13 protein-coding genes are annotated in these 18,104 nt (G+C 70.1%); 2 read left to right on the forward strand and 11 right to left on the reverse strand.

Annotation, left to right across the window (positions count from 1 at the left end; genetic code table 11):
- Nucleotides 1-69: 69 nt before the first annotated feature.
- From HS104_06865 to HS104_06890, 6 genes are all read right to left on the reverse strand, one after another.
- Nucleotides 70-1,722, reverse strand: coding sequence for a hypothetical protein (locus tag HS104_06865; protein MBE7479690.1), 1,653 nt, complete (start codon nucleotides 1,720-1,722; stop codon nucleotides 70-72).
- The gene (locus HS104_06870; protein MBE7479691.1) at nucleotides 1,719-1,904 is read right to left on the reverse strand and encodes a hypothetical protein; all 186 of its coding nucleotides are present in this window, start codon (nucleotides 1,902-1,904) and stop codon (nucleotides 1,719-1,721) included. Before HS104_06870 ends, HS104_06865 begins: the two co-directional genes overlap by 4 nt.
- On the reverse strand, nucleotides 1,901-2,218 hold the full coding sequence (locus HS104_06875) for a hypothetical protein (protein ID MBE7479692.1): 318 nt from the start codon (nucleotides 2,216-2,218) through the stop codon (nucleotides 1,901-1,903). Before HS104_06875 ends, HS104_06870 begins: the two co-directional genes overlap by 4 nt.
- Nucleotides 2,219-2,459: 241 nt before the next feature.
- Nucleotides 2,460-3,038, reverse strand: coding sequence for a hypothetical protein (locus HS104_06880; GenBank protein MBE7479693.1), 579 nt, complete (start codon nucleotides 3,036-3,038; stop codon nucleotides 2,460-2,462).
- A 697-nt stretch (nucleotides 3,039-3,735) separates the two neighbouring features.
- On the reverse strand, nucleotides 3,736-7,491 hold the full coding sequence (locus tag HS104_06885; protein MBE7479694.1) for a VCBS repeat-containing protein: 3,756 nt from the start codon (nucleotides 7,489-7,491) through the stop codon (nucleotides 3,736-3,738).
- Nucleotide 7,492: 1 nt separating this feature from the next.
- Entirely contained in the window at nucleotides 7,493-8,101 is a 609-nt protein-coding gene (locus HS104_06890; protein MBE7479695.1) for a response regulator, read from the reverse strand.
- A gap of 176 nt (nucleotides 8,102-8,277) precedes the next feature.
- Between HS104_06890 and HS104_06895 the strand changes: the two genes are divergently transcribed.
- On the forward strand, nucleotides 8,278-8,817 hold the full coding sequence (locus tag HS104_06895; protein MBE7479696.1) for an HD domain-containing protein: 540 nt from the start codon (nucleotides 8,278-8,280) through the stop codon (nucleotides 8,815-8,817).
- A 7-nt stretch (nucleotides 8,818-8,824) separates the two neighbouring features.
- Here HS104_06895 and selD read toward each other — a convergent pair whose 3' ends face one another.
- The 3 genes from selD to HS104_06910 all read right to left on the reverse strand — a co-directional run bounded on the left by selD (nucleotide 8,825) and on the right by HS104_06910 (nucleotide 13,435).
- Nucleotides 8,825-9,760, reverse strand: a complete 936-nt coding sequence (gene selD / locus HS104_06900; protein MBE7479697.1) for a selenide, water dikinase SelD — start codon at nucleotides 9,758-9,760, stop codon at nucleotides 8,825-8,827.
- A 110-nt stretch (nucleotides 9,761-9,870) separates the two neighbouring features.
- Nucleotides 9,871-10,314, reverse strand: coding sequence for a hemerythrin domain-containing protein (locus HS104_06905; GenBank protein ID MBE7479698.1), 444 nt, complete (start codon nucleotides 10,312-10,314; stop codon nucleotides 9,871-9,873).
- Nucleotides 10,315-10,342: 28 nt separating this feature from the next.
- Entirely contained in the window at nucleotides 10,343-13,435 is a 3,093-nt protein-coding gene (locus tag HS104_06910) for a PD40 domain-containing protein (protein MBE7479699.1), read from the reverse strand.
- A gap of 248 nt (nucleotides 13,436-13,683) precedes the next feature.
- Here HS104_06910 and HS104_06915 point away from each other — a divergent pair, with 248 nt between their 5' ends.
- Entirely contained in the window at nucleotides 13,684-14,154 is a 471-nt protein-coding gene (locus HS104_06915; GenBank protein MBE7479700.1) for a LuxR family transcriptional regulator, read from the forward strand.
- Here HS104_06915 and HS104_06920 read toward each other — a convergent pair.
- Both HS104_06920 and HS104_06925 read right to left on the reverse strand, forming a co-directional pair.
- Nucleotides 14,129-15,469, reverse strand: a complete 1,341-nt coding sequence (locus HS104_06920) for a tryptophanase (protein MBE7479701.1) — start codon at nucleotides 15,467-15,469, stop codon at nucleotides 14,129-14,131. The genes HS104_06915 and HS104_06920 overlap by 26 nt on opposite strands.
- Before the next feature lie 516 nt (nucleotides 15,470-15,985).
- On the reverse strand, nucleotides 15,986-18,049 hold the full coding sequence (locus HS104_06925) for a hydrogenase iron-sulfur subunit (protein MBE7479702.1): 2,064 nt from the start codon (nucleotides 18,047-18,049) through the stop codon (nucleotides 15,986-15,988).
- Between the last annotated feature and the right edge of the window lie 55 nt (nucleotides 18,050-18,104).

Genomic DNA, 18,104 nt, shown 5'->3' on the forward strand with positions numbered 1-18,104 from the left:
GGCACACCACCGAACCGGGCACACGCCTGGGCGTGCCGGGCACGTGCCGGGCACATGCGGCACGTGAGGTCATGAGCCGTCCTCCGAGATGGGTTCGACGTGCCACCGATGGGCCCGGTCGTCTCCGCGGTTCACCAGCCGGGAGCCAGCCACGCCGGCCTTGAGGCGGGCCTTGGCAGCGTCGAGGCGGTCACGGCCCCAGGGGTAGCCGGCGGCCTTGACGGCGGTGCGGAGCTCGCGCTCGCCCAGGCCAGGATTGGCCACGATGACTCGCACCAGGACCTTGGCGTCTGCGTCGAGACGTCCGAGCGTGGCCCCGCGCCGCTGCTCGTCGCGCTGCTCCACCGCTCTCGGGTCCGTCGTTGGGTCCGCGCACTCGGTTACCCGGTGCCGGTCACGATCGAGCCGCAGCCAGAACTCGCCCCGGTCGGCTCGGCGGTTCTTCGCCACGCGGACGTGGATGACGTCAGGTTGGTCCTTCGGGGTGCGCAGCATCAAGAGCGTCTGAGCACCAAACTCGATCGACCGAGACTCGGCGCCGGCGGCCATGTCGTTGGTCGTGTCGGCCGCGTCCTCGCTCCGGTAGCTTCCGCGGTTCGCCTCGCTGGTGGCGATGACGAGCAGCCGATGGTGGGACACGCACCACCGGATCGCGCGCACGTTCGCCTCGACGTGTTCTCGTGGCGTCTTCGCCGTGACCGCGAGCTCCGACGTCGCGGCCTGGAGCGAGTCCACCAGGAGCGCCCCGCGCCGCTGCTCCTCCGCGCACCACTGCGCCAGGTCTTCGGCTGCCCGCTCGATGGTGTGGGCGGCGTCGTAGAACCGCACCCGGAGCTCGGCGAGCTCGGCCTCGACGTCCCCGAGCACATCAGGGTCCCGGAGCTCGAGCTGCGCCACGCTGAACCCTGCGATCTGGGCGAGCCTGACCGTGAGGTCTTCGGGCTCTTCGTCGACCGCGAGAATGCCGACGCAGAGCCCAGAGTCAGCGGCGGTCCTCGCGAGCGTGTCGGCGGCGATGGTCCCGACCGCCGTCTTGCCGGCGCTGGGCGCGCCCACGATGACGACACGCCACGGGACGGGCAGGCCCCCGCGGCACATCGCGTCCAGGGCGTCGATGCCCGTGGGCACGCGCTGAAGCGGACCCTCGGTGCGCCACGTGGACACGATGCTCGAGGGCGTGACCGGTGGCTCGCTCGGCTTCTCGCACACGGCTGGGCTCGCCGCGGCAAGCCGAGCGCGAGCTGCCTCGATGAGTTCTTGATCTCCAAAGCGGATGGCGGCGACAAGGCCCGTGGCTGCGGAGAGCTCGCGACGCTTCCGAGACAGATCGCGCACCCGTTCGGCGGCCCGCTGCCAGAGGACGGTGGCCGGATTCAGGTCGCGGAGGTCGACCAGGTCCTCGACGGCGCGGGCGTCGAGCGGTGCGCCATCTTCCGCGAGCAGCACCGCAAGCTGCGCCGGCTCGACTGCGACGCCGGCCTCCGCGGCATCGATCATCGCAGCGAACAGCCGGCTGTGATCGCGCTCGAAGAAGTCCGTGGGAGCGACGATGGCGCGCGCGTCGACGATCGCGCCTGGGTTGTCGAGGCACGCGACGAGCACCACCCGCTCGGCACTGAGGTCGTGCGGCGGCGGAGCGACGTCGGCCGGCGACGTCTGGGACGCGACAGGGCGGAGCTTTGGCTTGGCGCCGTTCGTCCGCGTGGCGGTCGGGCTGCTCATTCGGCGTTCAGCTCCGGTTCGAGCTCCCGCATCGCGCGCGCGCCCTCTCGTTCGAGGCGTTCGATCGCGTGAAGCTCGCTGGCGATGGTGCCGAGCTCGACGTCAACGAGCTGGCGCAGCCTGGCCACGCGGTCCTCGAGCGCCACTCGGCGTCGACGCGCTTCGATCAGCTCGGCGATCACTTGGCCCGCCTCCGGAGGTGCACCACGTTGCCGTCGTCGGGCCTGTCCGCGCGAGACCGCAGCCAGCGCAGCACCGCCTCGAACTCGAACCGCGGAGCGTCGCCGATCCGCACCTCCGGGAACGCGGGCTCGCCTCGCAGGCGGTCGAGCGACGCCGGCGAGACCTTCAGCGCTGCGGCGAGCTCGGCGCGGTCGAGCAGTCGCGGCGCGGCTTTGTCGGCACCTGCGCCGAGCACGACACGCACCCGCTCCGCTAGCTCGGGCTCGGCCTCGAGCAGGTCGAGCACCTGGTCGATGACGGCGCGGAGGATCATCGACGCCCCCGAGCGATCTCCCCGAGCGACCGCTCCGCGATCGCGATCGACCCGCGCATGACGCGATCCCCTCGGGCGAGGCGCTCGACCGTCGCGCGCCCCAGGTCTAGGGCACGGGCGGCATCGGCGGCACCGAGCACGCGGACGATCTCGGCGACGCGGGCGACTATCTCGGGGGGCGGGCGACGACGCAGCATCGGCCCCAAAATGCCGGACGCGACCGCAACCTGTCGCGGAACTCCTATGTTCCGAACTTGTGCCGGGCGAGTTCCCTCGCAAACAGGCGGGCCTTTGCGCGCTTGTAGAGCGTCTGGAGCGTCTGCGACGCGATCCGGAAGCCGAGGTGGCTCAGCACGGATTCCGCCTGTTTCCAGTTCACGCGAGGGGCCTCAAAGGCAGCGCACAGCTGAGCGATCGCAGATGCGGACATGTCGCGCGCCAGGTCGCACTCGGACTCGGCTAGCCGCCGCCGAAACGCGGTCTCCCAACGACCCTTCTTGACAGTCCGAGCCACGAGCATTGCCGCAATGCAGACGTCGATCACCGGGCGATGCGAGATCTCGGGCTCCCTCGGGGCGTTCTTTCGCGCAGCCGCGATCAACCTATCCGCCTCGCGCAAGCGCTCGTCGACCGCTGGGTTTGCGGGCAACGGCGAGCGTTCTGGCCCGTACAGGCTGAAGGGCCGTCCTTCCGCCGACAGCTCTAGTCTCGAGCAAGCGGCTGCAAGCGCCGCCAAGCTGACCTGCGGTGCCAGCGCCGCCAGCATGAGACGCCCGATCTCGCGGTCCTTGCGCGTGGACGAGCGACGCAGGCGTCGCACCAGAGCCAGGAGCTCGCCGCGCTCTCCCACCCAGCCCGACGGCTCGTTGCGCTCGAGAGTCTCGCAGCCGATGCAGCACTGCGCAGTCGGGCTCTTGGCGCGGCCGCACCTACAGCGCGGGGGCGTCCCGTTGCTCGATCCTCTTGCCCGCTGTACTTTCCTCTTGGTCGCCACGATCGACCCACAGCCCGGGAGCCCTGCAAGGCTCGCCGGGCTTTCTTCTGCCTCACCGGGCCCGAGCTGTCCAACGGTGGGACAACCAAGGACCGGGCTACGGCCGGCACGCCTGCCAGCAGACCACTGCGCCGAGGGCGAGCCCGACGACCAGGGAGCAGGACGTCGGTCACGCTGCACCGCCGGCGGCCCGCTGGGCGTCTTGGGCCTGCGCTGCTTCCAGGCGCCTCGCCAGTGCGACGAGCCGCGTCCTCGGCTCGCTGGGGCCGGCAGGGAGCGCGGCGATAGCCTGCCGCAGCTCAGCGAGCACGGCGGCCCGTTCGTCCACCGGCAGAGCGGCGACAGACCCCACGCTTTTCGAGAGTGTGCCCAACGATCGGACACCAGGATCGGACACTCCCACGTCTACGGTGGGTTCTCCGTGGTCATCACGCGCGACGACAGCGCAGGAAACATGCTCTGTGCTGACGTCTCGGGTCGTTTCATAAGCGTGGGGTCGTCGGTTCAAGTCCGACCTTCGGCACTACTCGGGACGGCGCCGCCTGCGCCGCGCGGCGAGCAAGCCGAGCGGCGCCAGCGCCGCGAGGCCCCAGACGCCGCTGAGCTCGCCGCCCGCGGTGCGGCAGCCGCAGCCTCCGGCCGCAGCGAAGGACTTGGTCGGGTTCTTCGCGGGTCCGTCGGTGACCACGCACTTGCCCTCGTCGTCCACCGGAAGCGGCACGACCCCGCTCTGCTTCGTGCCTTGCTCGAGCGGCGTGCCGTAGTGGCCGGTGTTGCGGTTGTCGTGGCGGAAGCTCTCCCAGGCCACGACGCCGTCGCTCTTGCCCTCGGTCTTCCAGGCGTAGAGCCAGCCGGAGCGCGAGTTCACCACCACGTCCAGGTTCCCTTCGCCGGTGACGTCGCCGACCGCGGTGGTCGCGACGATCCACTGGCCGGTGAACTTGGGCCAGCCCGTGGGCTCGCGGCCGCAGGCGTCGGCGGCGTGCACGAAGTAGCCGCCGCTGCCGGTCATCACCTCCGGGTATCCGTCGCCGTTCAGATCGGCGATGGCCTGGCTGTTGAAGAAGGTGAAGTCCTCCAGCACCACGGGGCTGCCGGGCAACATGCGCCCGGTCTTGCCGCTCCACATCGAGAGCAGGTTCTGCGCTGGGCCCTTCGCCGGCTGGCTGGAGAGCAGGTTCTGCGCCAGGCTGAGCGAGCCGCCGCTCGAGACCACGTCCGGGACGCCGTCCTGATCCAGATCGCCCATCGATGGCTGGGCGAAGAGCGGGAACATGGTGTCCGGTTGGCTGGCCTTGGAGTCCGCGCCGAAGATGCTGGTCGGCGCGAGGCCGCGCTCTTTGGCCCCTGTGTCGGGGTTGATGCGCTCCGGCAGCGCGTTGGTCGGCGTGGACGAGAGCAGCTTCTGCGTGCCGGGATCGGTGGGCACGATGAGCGGCGCGCTGGCGTTGCCGTGCATGACCGCCTCGGGCTTGCCGTCGCCGTCCAGGTCACCAGCGATGGGTGAGTTGCCCACGCCCTCCGAGATCAGCGGGAACAGGTTGAACGAGATGGTCGTCACCGGCCAGTTCGTGAGCCAGGGCTTGGCCCCGGCCTTCGTGCCGCGACCGTCGATCAGGTAGAAGGCTCCGGCGCCGCCCGCCTTGCCGAGCTTCTCGTTGGAGCCGACCAACACGTCGGGACGGCCGTCGCCGGTGAAATCCGCCACCGCCGCGGAGGTGAAGATGCGGTTGTACTCGCCGCTGCCGTCCCCGCCTTCGTAGTGGACCGCGACCGGCCAGCCGTCGAGCTGGGTCCCGTCGGCCTTGAACACGTAGACCTTGCCGTCGAAGGCCGGCTGCACGATCTCGTATTTGCCGTCGCCGTCCATGTCCTCGATGGTTGGGCTGCCGAACGCTCCGCGGGCGAAGCGGGTGTCCGTGTCCATGCACGCCTTGTCGGTCGGCTTCGGCGCGCCGTACGGGCACGACGGGATCTCTGGTAGCCGCTGGGGCCAGCCGGGCAGGGCGCTGCCGTCGTTCTTCACGACGTAGACCGTGCCGGAGTAGGTGGTGACCACGATGTCGAGCCTGCCGTCCCCGTCCAGGTCGGCGATGGCCGGCGTCGGGCTGATGGCCTCGCGGGCCGCGTCCTTGTTCACCAGGGTCTCCGGCGCCGAGTAGCCCGGGGCGGCGGCGTAGCTCAGGGGGAGCTTGGGATTGAGGCCGTCGATGGGATCGGTTGAGAAGGGGAAGCCCTTGACGTACGCCGGCTTTCCGCTCGCCATGCTGAGCACGTGCAGCTTGCCGTCGGCGGTGCCGACCACGATGTCGCGGACGCCGTCGCCGTCGATGTCCGCGAGCTTCGGGCTCGACTCGCCGGAGGCGCCGAGGAAGAGCGGGAACCCCGGCAGGAGCGTGTCGTCCTCGTGCACGGCGTAGGCGCGCCTGAGCTCGCCCTCGACGTCGCCCAGGTTGCCGCCGTAGTGCGCGATGGCCCGCACGCGCACGGTGATGGTGCGGTCGTTCTCGCCGAGCGGGCTGTCCACGTCGCGCTCGTGGGTCACGTCGATCTCGCGCACGTCCAAGGTCGCGAGCGGGGTGCCGTCCTTGCCCAACACGGGCACCTCGCTGCTCTTGATGTTCTCCAGCTTCTTGATGACCTTGAACGCAGCGTCCAAGGGCTGCACCCCCGGCGCCCACTCCACGATCACGCTGTAGAGCGGCGCGCGGCGCGCGCGCACGGTGCCCATGATCGGCACCGCCGCCGTGACCTGGTCTTTGTAGAGGGTCTCGAACCAGTAGGGCCGGACGATGTCCACCTCAGGCGGGATGCGGCCCTCTTTGACCCACTCCACCGCGGTGTTGGCGTTCACGCGGCCGTAGCCGAAGCGCTGGTCGAAGCCCTCCTGCGACCAGTAGAACTCGCTGCCCGGCTTCTGCGAGGCCTCGATGTTGATGTCGTCGGCGGTCTTGAAGAAGATCTGCATCACCTCGCCGGCGGACAGCGGTGGGTCGAGCTTCTGCTGAACGCCCATCGAGTAGACGAGGCCGGCGAGCCCCGACAGCCTCCCGGTCGCCTCGCTCGAGCAACCCGTGCCCGAGGCGGACAAGTAGTTCTGCGCGCCGAAGTTCGTGCAGTTGTTGAAGGAGAGGAAGCTCTTGGCGGTGGTGCTCTGGTCGTCGCCGCCGAGCATGGTCACCGCGTGCACCGGCATGGTGTGGTTGGCGGCGGCGGGCACGTTGTGGTGGCGGCTATTTTCGTCGGCCATGCTCGCCACGATCACCGTGCCGCGCTCGTAGGCGTAGTCCATCGCCGTCTGCGCGAAGCCGCTCATGTTGATGGTGCCGAGAGCCTCCTGCACGACCTTCGCCCCGTTGTCCGTGGCGTAGACCACCGCCTTGGCGAAGTCCTGACCGTCGGCGATGAAGCTGTCGCCCACGCGCAGCGGGACGAAGCGGCACATCGGGCAGATGCCCGCGTCCCCCATGCCGTTGTTGGTCGCGGCGGCGGAGTCCCGCGCTTCACCGGTGCCGTGCCCGTAGCGGGTGTCGTCGTAGGCGTTGTTGTCGTTCTTGAAGAAGTCCCAGCCCGAGATGTCGTCGACGTAGCCGTTGGCGTCGTCGTCCACCCCGTCGGAGAACATGGGGTTGTCGATCAAATCGCCGGCGTCCAGGATGCCGTTCTGGTTCCAGTCGCCAGCCGGGTGACCAGGGCTCGCCGCCGGGGACAGGCCCGGGTGATCTTTGTAGTCGCCGACCGTGGCGATGCCGTCGCCGTTGCAGTCGAAGAGCTTCTCGGTGGGCTTGAGCGGGTCGAGCGGCGCGCAGGGGGAGCCGTCGGCTTTCAGCGGCGGATGGGCCGCGAGCTCGCCCAGGTTCAGGTAGGCCTTCTCGGCGAGATCGGCCTCGTCCCACTTGATGCCGGAGTCGAGCACCGCGATCAGCACCCGGTCGTCGCCGATGGTGTGGCGCCAGGCCAGATCGACGCTCATGCCCGAGGCCGTCTCACCGGGGTTCAGCGGCGGGACGAAGCCGCCGGGAGAGCGGTCCGGGATGAAGGAGTAGAACTGCCACTGCCCGCTCCTGCGCTCGCTGGCCTTCTCGCTCGCCTTGTAGCCGTAGCCCGGATCGTTCGGCCAGTTCGCCGGGTTCTTCATGTCGCTCGAGGTCGCGGTGAGGGGCGGCGGCCAGTCGGCGCGGCCGGGGCTCGGCGCGAGCCAGAGCGAGAGGGAGGCCAAGGCGGTCAGCGCCACCAGAGACAGCCGGCGCGTACCGCGAAAGTCGTGAAGGTGGTTCATGTCAGTTGTCGCCGAAGAGGTCCTGGATTTTGGTGTCTAGCGCCAGCGCGATCTTGTACAAGCTGGAAATCGACGGGCTGCTCTCCGCCCGCTCGATCTGCGACAAGAGGGAGATGCTCAGGCCGGTGCGGCGGCTCATTTGCTTGAGCGTCAGCTCCTTGACCTTGCGCATGTTGCGGATGGTGTCCCCGATGATCTTGTGGAGCTGCTCCTCCGGGGTGCGGGCCAGCCCCTTCTTGCGCATCACACGAGCCAAGACCTCGCGGAACTCGTCGACGTTGAAGGGTTTCTTGATGTAGTCGACGGCGTCGAGCTTCATCGCCGCCACCGCCGAGTCCAGGTTCGGATGCGCAGTGAACACCACGACGGCGACGTCGGTGTCGTGCTCGCGGATGCGCTTCAAGACCTCGATGCCGTCGAGCTTCGGCATCATCAGGTCCAAGATGACGACGTGGTAGCTACCCTGACGGACCTCGTCTTCGACGAGCGTGGGATCGCTCAGCGCCTTGACGGTGAAGCCGTCTTTCTCGAGCAGCGTCTGCATGTAGTCGCAGATGGCCCGGTCATCGTCGACGATCAGGATCCGCACGGCGGGAACGTCAATCGGCACGGCTGCCTCCGGTCATTGGCGGCGGGCCCGGATCGCCCGCAAACGCGATTTCAGTGTCACGAGAATACCTCAGATCGGTTCGCTGTGACTGGAAAAAGCCCGGCCTGCCGCCCCGCGTGGGTGGGGGTAGAGTTCGGGACGTGAAGCACAGCGTGGAGCCCCAGTACTCCGAGCGCCTGGACCACGCGCTCGGGTTCGTGGCGGCGGCCTTCCGGCGCCAGGTGCGAAAAGGCTCCGGCGTCCCCTACCTGTCGCACCTGCTCCAGGTCGCCGCGACGGTCGCCGAGCACGGCGGCGACGAGGAGCAGATCGTCGCCGCCCTCTGTCACGACTACCTCGAGGACATCGAGGGCGCACATCGCGACGAGCTCGCCCGTCGCTTCGGCGATCGCGTCGCGCGCTTCGTCGAAGCGCTGAGCGACACGACCACTCAGCCCAAGCCCCCGTGGAAGCAGCGCAAGGTGGCCTACCTCGAGCGCCTGCGCGACGAACCGGCGGAGCTCAAGCTGATCAGCGCCGCCGACAAGCTCCACAACGCCTCGGCCATCGTGCGAGATCGGCGACTGGTCGGCGAAGCGGTCTGGGAACGCTTCACGCCGACCCGCGACGAGACGCTCTGGTATTACCGCGAGGTCATCGTCAGCCTGAGCAGCGACTGGGAGCACCCACTGCTCGATGAGCTGCGCCGCGTGGTGGATGAGATGCACCAGGGCTGAGCGGCGGTCACTCGAGCGCGATCCGCCCCGCGGTGCCGCTCACGAGCTCGCCGACGAGCGCAGCGCCTTCGCCCAGCTCGGCGAGCGCCGACTCCGCACGCTCCGCAGGCAGGCAGAGCAAGAGGCCGCCGCTGGTCTGCGCGTCGGCGAGCACCGTCAAGAGCTCGGGAGCGAGCGCCGCGGCGCCGGAGAGGTGAGCCTCGACGTAGCGCAGGTTGCGCTTGCTGCCACCCGGCACGAGGCCCTCGCGGGCCGCGTCGAGGGCGCCCGGCAGGAGCGGGATCGCCGCGACGTTCAGCCGCGCTTCGAGCCCGCTCGCGGCCACGATGTGCTCGAGGTGGCCGAGCAGACCGAAGCCGGTGACGTCGGTCGCCGCCGTGGCGCCGTGGCTGACGCCCACCGCCTTGGCGTGGCGATTCAGGCGGGCCATCCAGCGCGTGGCCAGCCCGACGGAGTCGGCGGCAGCGCGGTCGGAGCGGGCAGCCTGCGCGATGACGCCGGTGCCGATGGGCTTGGTGAGCAGCAGTCGCTGGCCCGCCAGCGCTCGCTTGTGCGTCCAGGCGCGTGCGTGATCCACAGAGCCGACCACGGCCAGGCCGACCTTGGGCTCGCTGTCGCGGATGCTGTGGCCGCCGACGATGGCGCAGCCGGCCTCGTGGCATTTCTCGGTCACACCGCGCAGGATGGCGGCGAGCACGTCGAGCGGCACCGCGTCGGGGATGCCGACGAAGGAGAGCGCCACCTGCGGATCTCCGCCCATGGCGTAGACGTCGGACAGGGCGTTGGCCGCCGCGATCTGCCCGAACGCGACCGGGTCGTCCACCACCGGCGTGATCACGTCGAGCGTCAGCACCAGCGAGCCCTGCGCGCCGAGCTCCGGAGACACGATCGCCGCGTCGTCGAGCGGGCCCGTTTCGGAGCTCACCCAGCGATGTGAGAGCATCGGGAGCTGACTCAGGACCTGGACCAGGTCCTCGGCCGGAAGCTTCCGGGCTCAACCGCCGCCTTGAACCAAGCGGGTCAGTCTGAGCTCGCTCATGGGCACCTCCTTTCTCACCCCGAGACGATACCCCCCGCGCGGCGCACCAGCGCGTCGAGCAACTCCTGGAGCTTGGTCGGCTCCGGAACGCTCTCGAGCCAGGTGTAGACCGTGTCGTCCTCGTGGGCGCCGTGCGCGCGGAGCTCGGTCAGAAGCTCCTGCGCCGTCTCCTTGCGCAGCGTGTGGAGATCCGCAGCCAGGCCCTCCTCGCTCACCAGGTGGCGCAGGCGCTCGTGCTCGAGCCGGAGCTCCTTGACGTCGGCGGCGTGGTCGGCCGCCATCAGCGGGAAGAGCCAGCGCTCCTCAGCCTCGAGGTGCCCGAGGAGATCCTTCTCGAAGCGCGTCCAGGCCTGCTGCACGACCGCGAGATCGGCGCTGTCCAGGGCGTTCTCGAGCTCCGCGTACAGGCGCTCGAGCCGCGCGTGGTCCTCGGCGAGGTGGCGGCGGGCCGGGTGCATGTCCCGGACCCGTACCACGCCGGCCCGCTCACGGGAACGGAGGCGCCTTGGGCTCGCCGGGCGTCAGTTTCACCAGGTCCACGGGATCCGCGGCTTTGGCGACGGCTTTGGAGGCCTGGCTCAGGAGGTCTGGCTTCACCGCGACGTCGTGCTCCTTGCCGCTGGTGGGTCCGTGGCAGCCGCCGCAGAAGTTGTTGAACAGCTCGCGCCGGAACGACAGCGTCACCCACTCGCCGGGGTAGTACTGCATCTCCTCCTTCTGGTGGTGCAGCGTCGAGTCGCTCTCGCCTTGCAGCTTGGACAGCACGCTCAGCACCACGGGCACGCCGGCCGGGAGCTGAAGGCGCGTCGAGCCGTCGTCCTCGAGCGGCACCTTGCCCAAGAGGCGGCGCCGCGCGTAGAGCTTGCCGAACTTGCCGTCGTCGATGATGTACGGGCTCGCGTCGTCCAGGCTCTTCTCGCCCTGGGGCGGCAACGCCTCCCAGTACTCGAAGTCGTCCATGTCGGTGTGGATGGTCCGGCGCGAGCGCGTGCTCTGGAACATCAGGCTCGTGATCATCGGGAAGTCCAGGTAGGTGAGCTGCGCGCGGTCCGTGCGGCTCTGATCGTCGTCCTCGGTGTAGATCACCGCGCTGCCCGTCGGATCCGCCGGCGTGGAGCGGAACACGCCGCGGTTGACCCGGCCGAACACGGCCACCGGCCAGAGCTCGTCGGCGTTCGGATCGCCGAGGCCCGCGAGCGAGGTGCGCTGCCCCGACACCGAGTCCACGGTGACCACGTCGAAGTTCCCGCTGAAGCTGCCGACGTCCACCACGTTGGCGGCGTAGCTGACCAGGATGTCGCTGTTCGGAAGCACCGAGGGGTTGCGGTAGGCGCCCAGGGTGGCCTGGCCGACCCGGCCGGTGGCAGCCGGATCCAGGATGGTGAGCGCCCGCTGGAAGAACGGCGTCTTCGCGTAGTCCAGCGCGTCCGGGTCCTCCATGTAGTCGTCCGGGTTCGGGCTCACGTTGTCCGGGCCGATGGAGCGGTTGACGGTCACCAGCGTGCCGGCCGTGTGCGCGGCGCCCCGATCGCTGGCGACGCCGACGAAGTTGCCGTCCGGGAGCTGGATGCAGTCCGTTAGCTGCAGGTAGCCCATGCTGGGGCGCTGGCCGAAGAGCGGGTGGTAGTCGCCGCCGTCCAGGTTGATGCGACGCGCGGCGAGCTGGTAGAAGCCCGGCGCGCGCTTCTCCGCGGTGAGCAGCATCTGCCCGTTGAGCTTGAAGCTGGGCTGCCCCTCGTAGTTCAAGAGGAAGGTCAGCTGGCGGATCTTGCCGTTCTCGAGCACGTAGATGTTCGAATTGAGCTTTGACGGGTCCGCCGCCGAGCGCTGCGGTCCCTTGAACTCCGCGCTCTTGCGGATGTTGCCCCGGGTCGAGGCGAACACCAGCGTGCCATCCGGGGCGAACGCCGGATCGAAGTCGTGGATCGGCTCGCCGTTGTCCGGGACGGCCGCTCCAGTCTCGTCGCTGGGCGGCGCGCCGATCACGGGCTCGATGGCGCAGCCCGAGCCGTCGGGCTTCATGCTGTAGATCCGGAGCGGAGTCGTCGCCGACGTTCGCGCCGCGAAGGCCACGGTCTTGCCGTCCCAGGAGACCTGCGGTCGCCTCACGTCCGCGGTCGCGGGGTCGAGCCCGCATCCGGCGGACAGGCTCACGTCTCCGCCGCTGGTGGCGAGCTTGCCCTGCGCGTCGAGCGTGGCGCCGATGAAGCGCAGGTCGGCGCCGGGCGTGTAGCTCTCGAAGCCCTGCAGCGTCTCGGGCGCCGAGGACGGCGGCCGCTTCACGTAGACGATACCGGAGAGGGGCGCGAGATCCTTGGTGCGCTCGGCTCGCTCCTTGGCGATCCAGGCGACCAGCACGCAATACGGGTCCTGCGCGTCGAGCGGCCCGGTCTCGGCCGCGCTGAGGTCGCACTGGGTCGGATCGCCGCCCAGCGAGAAGAGCGCGCCGCCGCGGTGCTTGATGCCCCGGCCGGGCTCGAGGTTCTTGCGGATCAGCCGCCCCGCGTTGGGATCCGGCGACTCCAGGGCGACCTGCTTCAGCACCTGCCGGTAGTTGTCGCGGGTCGCGGCCAGGCCGAAGTGGCTCCCGCTCGAGGCCCGCGGCTTGAAGTCGTTGAAGGCAGGCGCCGAGTGGCAGCCGACCAGGATGCAGCCCCGCTTGACCAGCATCGGCTGCACGCGCTTCGCGAACAGGTCGAAGCCGGCGTCCTTGGGGACGTTCGTGGCGCCGCCCTGGGCCTTCGCCCACGCGAGCACCTTCTGGTACTGCGCGTCGGCCGGGGAATCGAAGAACGCGCCGCCCTCGTGGTAGGTGCCGCCGTAGGCGGGGTTCATCGGGCGCCTCAGGAGCTCGCTGAACTGCGGGTCCTTCGCCACGTAGTCGCTGGCCGAGAAGTAGTTCCAGCGCTTCTGCTCCGGCGTCTTGCCGCACGAGAGCGGGAACGAGCCCTCCGGCGCGCCGTGGCAGTTCGAGCCAGCGCAGCTCGAGACCAGCCAGTCGTTCACGTCGCTCACGAACGCCGCGTAGTCCGGCGTCGCGGGGTCCTTGCTCGGATCGAACATCGGATCTTTGCCGATGCGATCCAGGCAGGGCTCCTTCTCGATCTTGGCCTGCTTCCGCTCGGCGTTGTTCTCGGTGGCGCCCCGCTCGATCCACTTCAGGATGGCTTGGGCGCCGGCGGTGCTCGGATCGAGGATCGAGTTGCCGGTGTGCGGGATGGCGGTGTTGATGGTCTCGGTCGTGCCGTCGTACGCGGTGAGCTGCAGCGACTGTGGCGGGAAGGCCTTGAGCAGCAGGGCCGGCAGCCCGTACGGCCCGTAGCTCACCAGCAGGTCTCGGCGCTTCGCGACGAGGTCGTATTCGGTGACGTCCAGGTTGCCGAGGGCGTTGCCGCGCTCGTCCTGCGTGATGTGACACAGGGACCCCGTCGGGCTCCGCGCGCAGGAGCCGTTGAGGATGGGCGCGATCTTCCGCTCGAAATACGTCTGCTCGGACTCGACCTCGCGCTGGGAGCAACTGGGCAGAGCTGCCCCGAGGGCGGAGAGAGCGAGGAGGCTGACGAGGAGGATCGGGCGCATCCGCACATTCTTCGCGGTGCAGCGCCGCTCCGCGCTGACGCCCGTCAGCCCGCGCTGTCCCACACTGTAGGCGAGTGGCGTGCTGGTTCGCGCGCTTGGGTCGACTATGCTCACGCCGGCTGATGTCCGACCGCCCCGACCACGAGCTTCGGCGCACGCTGCTCGGTGCCCTCTTGTTCGTGCTGATCGGGGGCATCATCGGCTCGGATCTGCTCTTCGACTACCTGCACGGAGCGGGCCCGTCGCACCTGGGCCTCGAGGGCACGATCGTGCTGCTGGCCCTGGGCGGCGGCGTCGCTTTCTCCCGGCGCTGGCTGGTCTTGCGGCGTGACGCCGAGGAGCTGCGGGCGGAGGCTCGGGCGCTGCGCGGCGAGGCGGCGCAGCTCGAAGCTCGGCTCGCCGACCAGCGGGCCGAGGCCGAGCGCTGGCGCAACGAGGCCCGGGACCTGATCGAGGGGCTCGGCGCCGCCATCGACCGGCAGTTCGAGCGCTGGGGCCTGTCGCCGGCGGAACGCGAGATCGGCCTGCTCCTGCTCAAGGGTCTGAGCCACCAGGAGGTCGCCGATCTGCGCGGTGTGAGCGAGCGCACGGTGCGCCAGCAGGCCCGCTCGCTCTACAAGAAGGCGGGGCTGTCGGGCCGGGCGGACCTCGCGGCGTATTTCCTGGAGGACCTCTTGGTGCCGCGCACGCCGGTCAAATCGGCTGAAGCCGAGCCGTGAAGTGCCTGAGGAGCGGCGGCTCCTCGACGATGCGATAGCCGCGGATCTCCCCCAGGCGCGCGGCCACGCGCTCCGCCGTCTCGATCACCCAATCCACGTGGGACGCGGTGTACACGCGGCGGGGGAGCGCCACCCGCACCAGCTCGTGCTGCGCGGCGGCGCCGAACATCAACGTCCCCACCTCCACGCTGCGCACGCCGCCCTCGCGATACAGCTCGATGGCGATGGCCTGCGCGGGCAGCTCGGCGCGCGGCATCTTCGGCAACGCCCGCCCCGCGTCGATGAAGACCGCGTGCCCGCCCGGCGGATTGACGATGGGCAGCCCGGCCTTCTCCAGCCCGCGCGCCAGATAGGCGACCGTCGCCTCGCGGTAGCGCAGGTACTCCGGATCCAGCGCCTCGATCAGCCCCACGGCCATCGCCTCGAGGTCACGCCCGGCGAGCCCGCCGTAGGTGGGGAAACCCTCGCTCAAGATCAGCAGCACTTCGAACTTCCGCGCCCAGTCGGCGCGCCGAGTGGCCAGGATGCCGCCGATGTTGACGATGCCGTCTTTCTTGGCGCTCACGGTGCAGCCATCCGCCAGGTCGAAGAGCTCCCGGGCGATCTGCTCCGGGGTGTGGTCCGCGTAGCCGGGCTCGCGCCGCTTGATCAGCCAGGCGTTCTCGGCGAAGCGCGCCGCGTCCACGAACAGCGGGACCTGGTGGCGGTCGCACAGCGCGCGCACCGCCCGCATGTTCTCCAGCGACACGGGCTGGCCGCCCACCGCGTTGTTGGTCAGCGTCATCATCACCAGCGGCACGTTGCGGTCGCCGGTGAGGGCCCGCTCCAGCGCCTCCAGGTCCATGTTGCCGCCGAAGCGCTCGTCGCTCGAGCGCGGCAGGTCGAGGGCCACTCCCCCAACGTGCTCCAGGTTCGCGCGGGTGGTGTCGAAATGGGTGTTGTTCGGCACCACGTCACCGGGCTTCACCACGGCCTCGAACAGGATGCGCTCCGCGGCCCGGCCCTGGTGCGTGGGGAAGACGTGGGGCAGGCCGGTGAGCCTCTTCACCGTCGTCTCGAAGTGGTCGTAGCTGCGGCTGCCGGCGTAAGACTCGTCGCCGGCCAGGAGGGCGGCCCACTGCCGATCGCTCATGGCGCCGGTGCCCGAATCGGTGAGCAGATCGATGGTCACGTGCTCGGCGTGGAGCTTGAACAGGTTGTAGCCGGCCTGCTCGAGCAAGGCCTCGCGCTCGGCGCGCTTCGTCAGCGGGATGGGCTCGATCGCCTTGATGCGAAAGGGCTCGATGATGGTGCGGAACGGGATCTCTTCGCTCATGGCGAGTGGGGATCTAACACGCTCCGGCAGTACGCGGGACCTCGCGAAACGGGTGCCTGACCGGGACGCGCAGAACTAGCGCGCCGGAACGTGCGCCAGCGGGAGAGCACGCGACCCGATGCAGCTCGAAGCTCGAAGGAGGGGTGTCCCACGCGAGCGAAGTGTGCGGTTGGGCGTGCGGTTGGGCGTGCGGTTGGGCGTGCGGTTGGGCGTGCGGTTGGAGCTTGCGAGGCCCCGCGGGAGGCGAGCGCCGCGCATCGGGAGGCGAGCGCCCGAGCGTCGGGAGGCGAGCGCCGCGCGTCGGGAGGCGAGCGCCCGAGCGTCGGGACGCGAGAGCCGCGCATCGGGAGGCGAGCGCCCGAGCGTCGGGAGGCGAGCGCTGCGCATCGGGAGGCGAGCGCCCGAGCGTCGGGACGCGAGAGCCGCGCATCGGGAGGCGAGCGCCCGAGCGTCGGGAGGCGAGCGCCGCGCATCGGGAGGCGAGCGCCCGAGCGTCGGGAGGCGAGCGCCGCCGCGTCACTCGAACCAGACGAAGTCCGTCATCTTGTCGAACAGGAGCACCGTGTTGTGGCGCTCCTTCAGCGTGATCGTGCGCTGGGTCGAGTGGTTGAGCTCGTCCGGGTTCATGGTGTCGCCCAGCTCGACCTTCACCGCGTGGGGCCCCGCGGGGAGCGAGAAGCGCTCGATCGCGATGCTGTTGCCGTCGCCCCAGATGCCGCGCGGCTCGTAGGCGCGGCTGGAGATCTGCTCGCCGTCCACCGTCACGCGCAGGCGCACGCTGGCGCGTCGCCGCTCGCAGATCTGCTTCTGGCGCATGTGCGGCGGGAGCTTCGCCAGCTCCTCTGCGCTGGGTTCGCGGCAGTTCTCGCCGGCTTTGCCCGGGTGTTTGAACGAGATCACCAGCTTGGGGGCCGGGTCGTCCGGCGTGCGGTAGACGGCGGCGGTGCCGGCCCAGGTCACCAGCCCGAACAACGCGCTGAGCCCGAGGCCGGTCAGCAGGCGCGCCGGCAGGCTGGGCGGTCTGGCGCCCGCGCGGGCCACCTGCGCGGCGAAGTCCTTGGCCTCGGCCACCAGGCGGCCTCGCTGGGTGCGGAAGAGCTCGACCACGCGGACTCTGCTGGCGTCCACTTTGTCGGCGCGCAAGCTGGGCTCGCGCTTTCCGCTCATGCGCTCGGCCGTCCAGCGGTTGCCCTCGCGGTACATGCAGCTGCCCGGACCAGAGGCGACGATCAGCACGCCGCGCGCGCCTCGCCGGAGCGCACGCTCGACGCTGAGCGGGTGGATCCACCCCGCGCAGGGCACGCGCACCACGGCGTAGCCGGGGAGCTCGGCAGAGCGCGCGGTCTCGGCGTCCACTTCGAGGTGCGCGCCGGCGGACTCGCTGCAGACCAGCGCGAGGAACACCGGCTCCGTGGCGCCCAAGCCCTGGTCGACCAGCTCGTCGATGCGGTGGCGCTGCCGGATGCTGTCGAACCAGGTGAGGCCGATGCCCGCCGAGTCGCAGGAGCCGGCGCAAATGCCGCAGCCGATGCACTTGCCGGGGTCGACGCTGGCCATGGCGGGGAAGGGCTTGTCGTCCGTCCGCTTCACCATCTGAATCGCGTCGTAGGGGCAGTCGTGATAACACTTCTCGCAGGCGTTGCAGCGCGCGGTAACGACCTCTGCGACCCGCGCGCGCCCCCGCGCCAGGTACCAGGGGATGGGCAGGAGCAGCGCGCCGGCGGCGAGCACGATGGCCCAGAGCGCGCCGCCGCCCAGGCGATCGGTGAGCCAGACGGGCGCCAGATACCACCAGTCGATGCTGAAGGCCTCGGGGCGAACGGCCATCTTGGCGGGACCCGCCGCGTCAGCGGGGAAGGCCGCGCTGACCACGGTGAGGGAGACCAAGACCCAGGCCGTCATCACCCGCCGGGTCAGGAACCAGGGGCGCGACAGGCGCGTGATGTGCAGCCAGAGCGCGATGCCCATCGCCAGCGGCAGCAGCATGTGCAGGAAGAACACCACGAAGAACAGGAGCGAGTTCAGCCGGTCGTCCACCAGGAACGAGCGCGAGAGCGGATCGGCGAAGATGGGCAGGGTGTCGAGCAGGTGGCCCGAGCCGAGGGCCACGAGCTGCCCGCGCTGATCCCAGACCAGCCAGTAGCCGAGCCAACCGTCGAGCCAGAGCAGGGCGAGCAGCGCCAGGCCCGTCACCCACGCGAGCCAGCGTGCCCCGCCGAAGCGTCGCTCGAAGAACAGCTTCACGGCGTGGATGAGCACGAACAGGAGCGCTGCGTCGGAGCTGTAGCGGTGCAGGCTGCGCACGAGCCCAGCGCCGAAGCGCTGCTGGCCCATGGCGACGACCGAGTCGTAGGCCAGGTGCACGCTGGTCCGGTACCAGAGCAGGAGCACGATGCCGGAGACGATGGCGGTGATCAGCGTGGTGTTGGCGATGGCGCCGGTCTGAGCCAGCGGGTTCAGCTCTACCGGGACGCCCCGATGGATCGCCGCGTCGAGGGCCTGGAACAGCCGGTTGCCGACGCGGAGCGCGCGCTCGCCGCGCACCGGCGGCTCGATCCGCTCGCCGTCGTCGCGGATCACCGTGAGCGCGCGGACGGGTGACGTTACGTGAGCTTTGCTCGCGGACGCAGGCGAC

The sequence above is a fragment of the Polyangiaceae bacterium genome, from assembly GCA_015075635.1.
Classification (GTDB): Bacteria; Myxococcota_A; Polyangia; order Polyangiales; family Polyangiaceae; genus JADJKB01.

Excerpts from the sequence above, each read along its gene's own strand:
- HS104_06865 (MBE7479690.1), bottom strand. The coding sequence starts at position 1,722 with ATGAGCAGCCCGACCGCCACGCGGACGAACGGCGCCAAGCCAAAGCTC.
- HS104_06920 (MBE7479701.1), bottom strand. The coding sequence starts at position 15,469 with ATGAGCGAAGAGATCCCGTTCCGCACCATCATCGAGCCCTTTCGCATC.
- HS104_06875 (MBE7479692.1), bottom strand. The coding sequence starts at position 2,218 with ATGATCCTCCGCGCCGTCATCGACCAGGTGCTCGACCTGCTCGAGGCC.
- HS104_06905 (MBE7479698.1), bottom strand. The coding sequence starts at position 10,314 with ATGCACCCGGCCCGCCGCCACCTCGCCGAGGACCACGCGCGGCTCGAG.
- selD (MBE7479697.1), bottom strand. The coding sequence starts at position 9,760 with ATGCTCTCACATCGCTGGGTGAGCTCCGAAACGGGCCCGCTCGACGAC.
- HS104_06910 (MBE7479699.1), bottom strand. The coding sequence starts at position 13,435 with ATGCGCCCGATCCTCCTCGTCAGCCTCCTCGCTCTCTCCGCCCTCGGG.
- HS104_06885 (MBE7479694.1), bottom strand. The coding sequence starts at position 7,491 with ATGAACCACCTTCACGACTTTCGCGGTACGCGCCGGCTGTCTCTGGTG.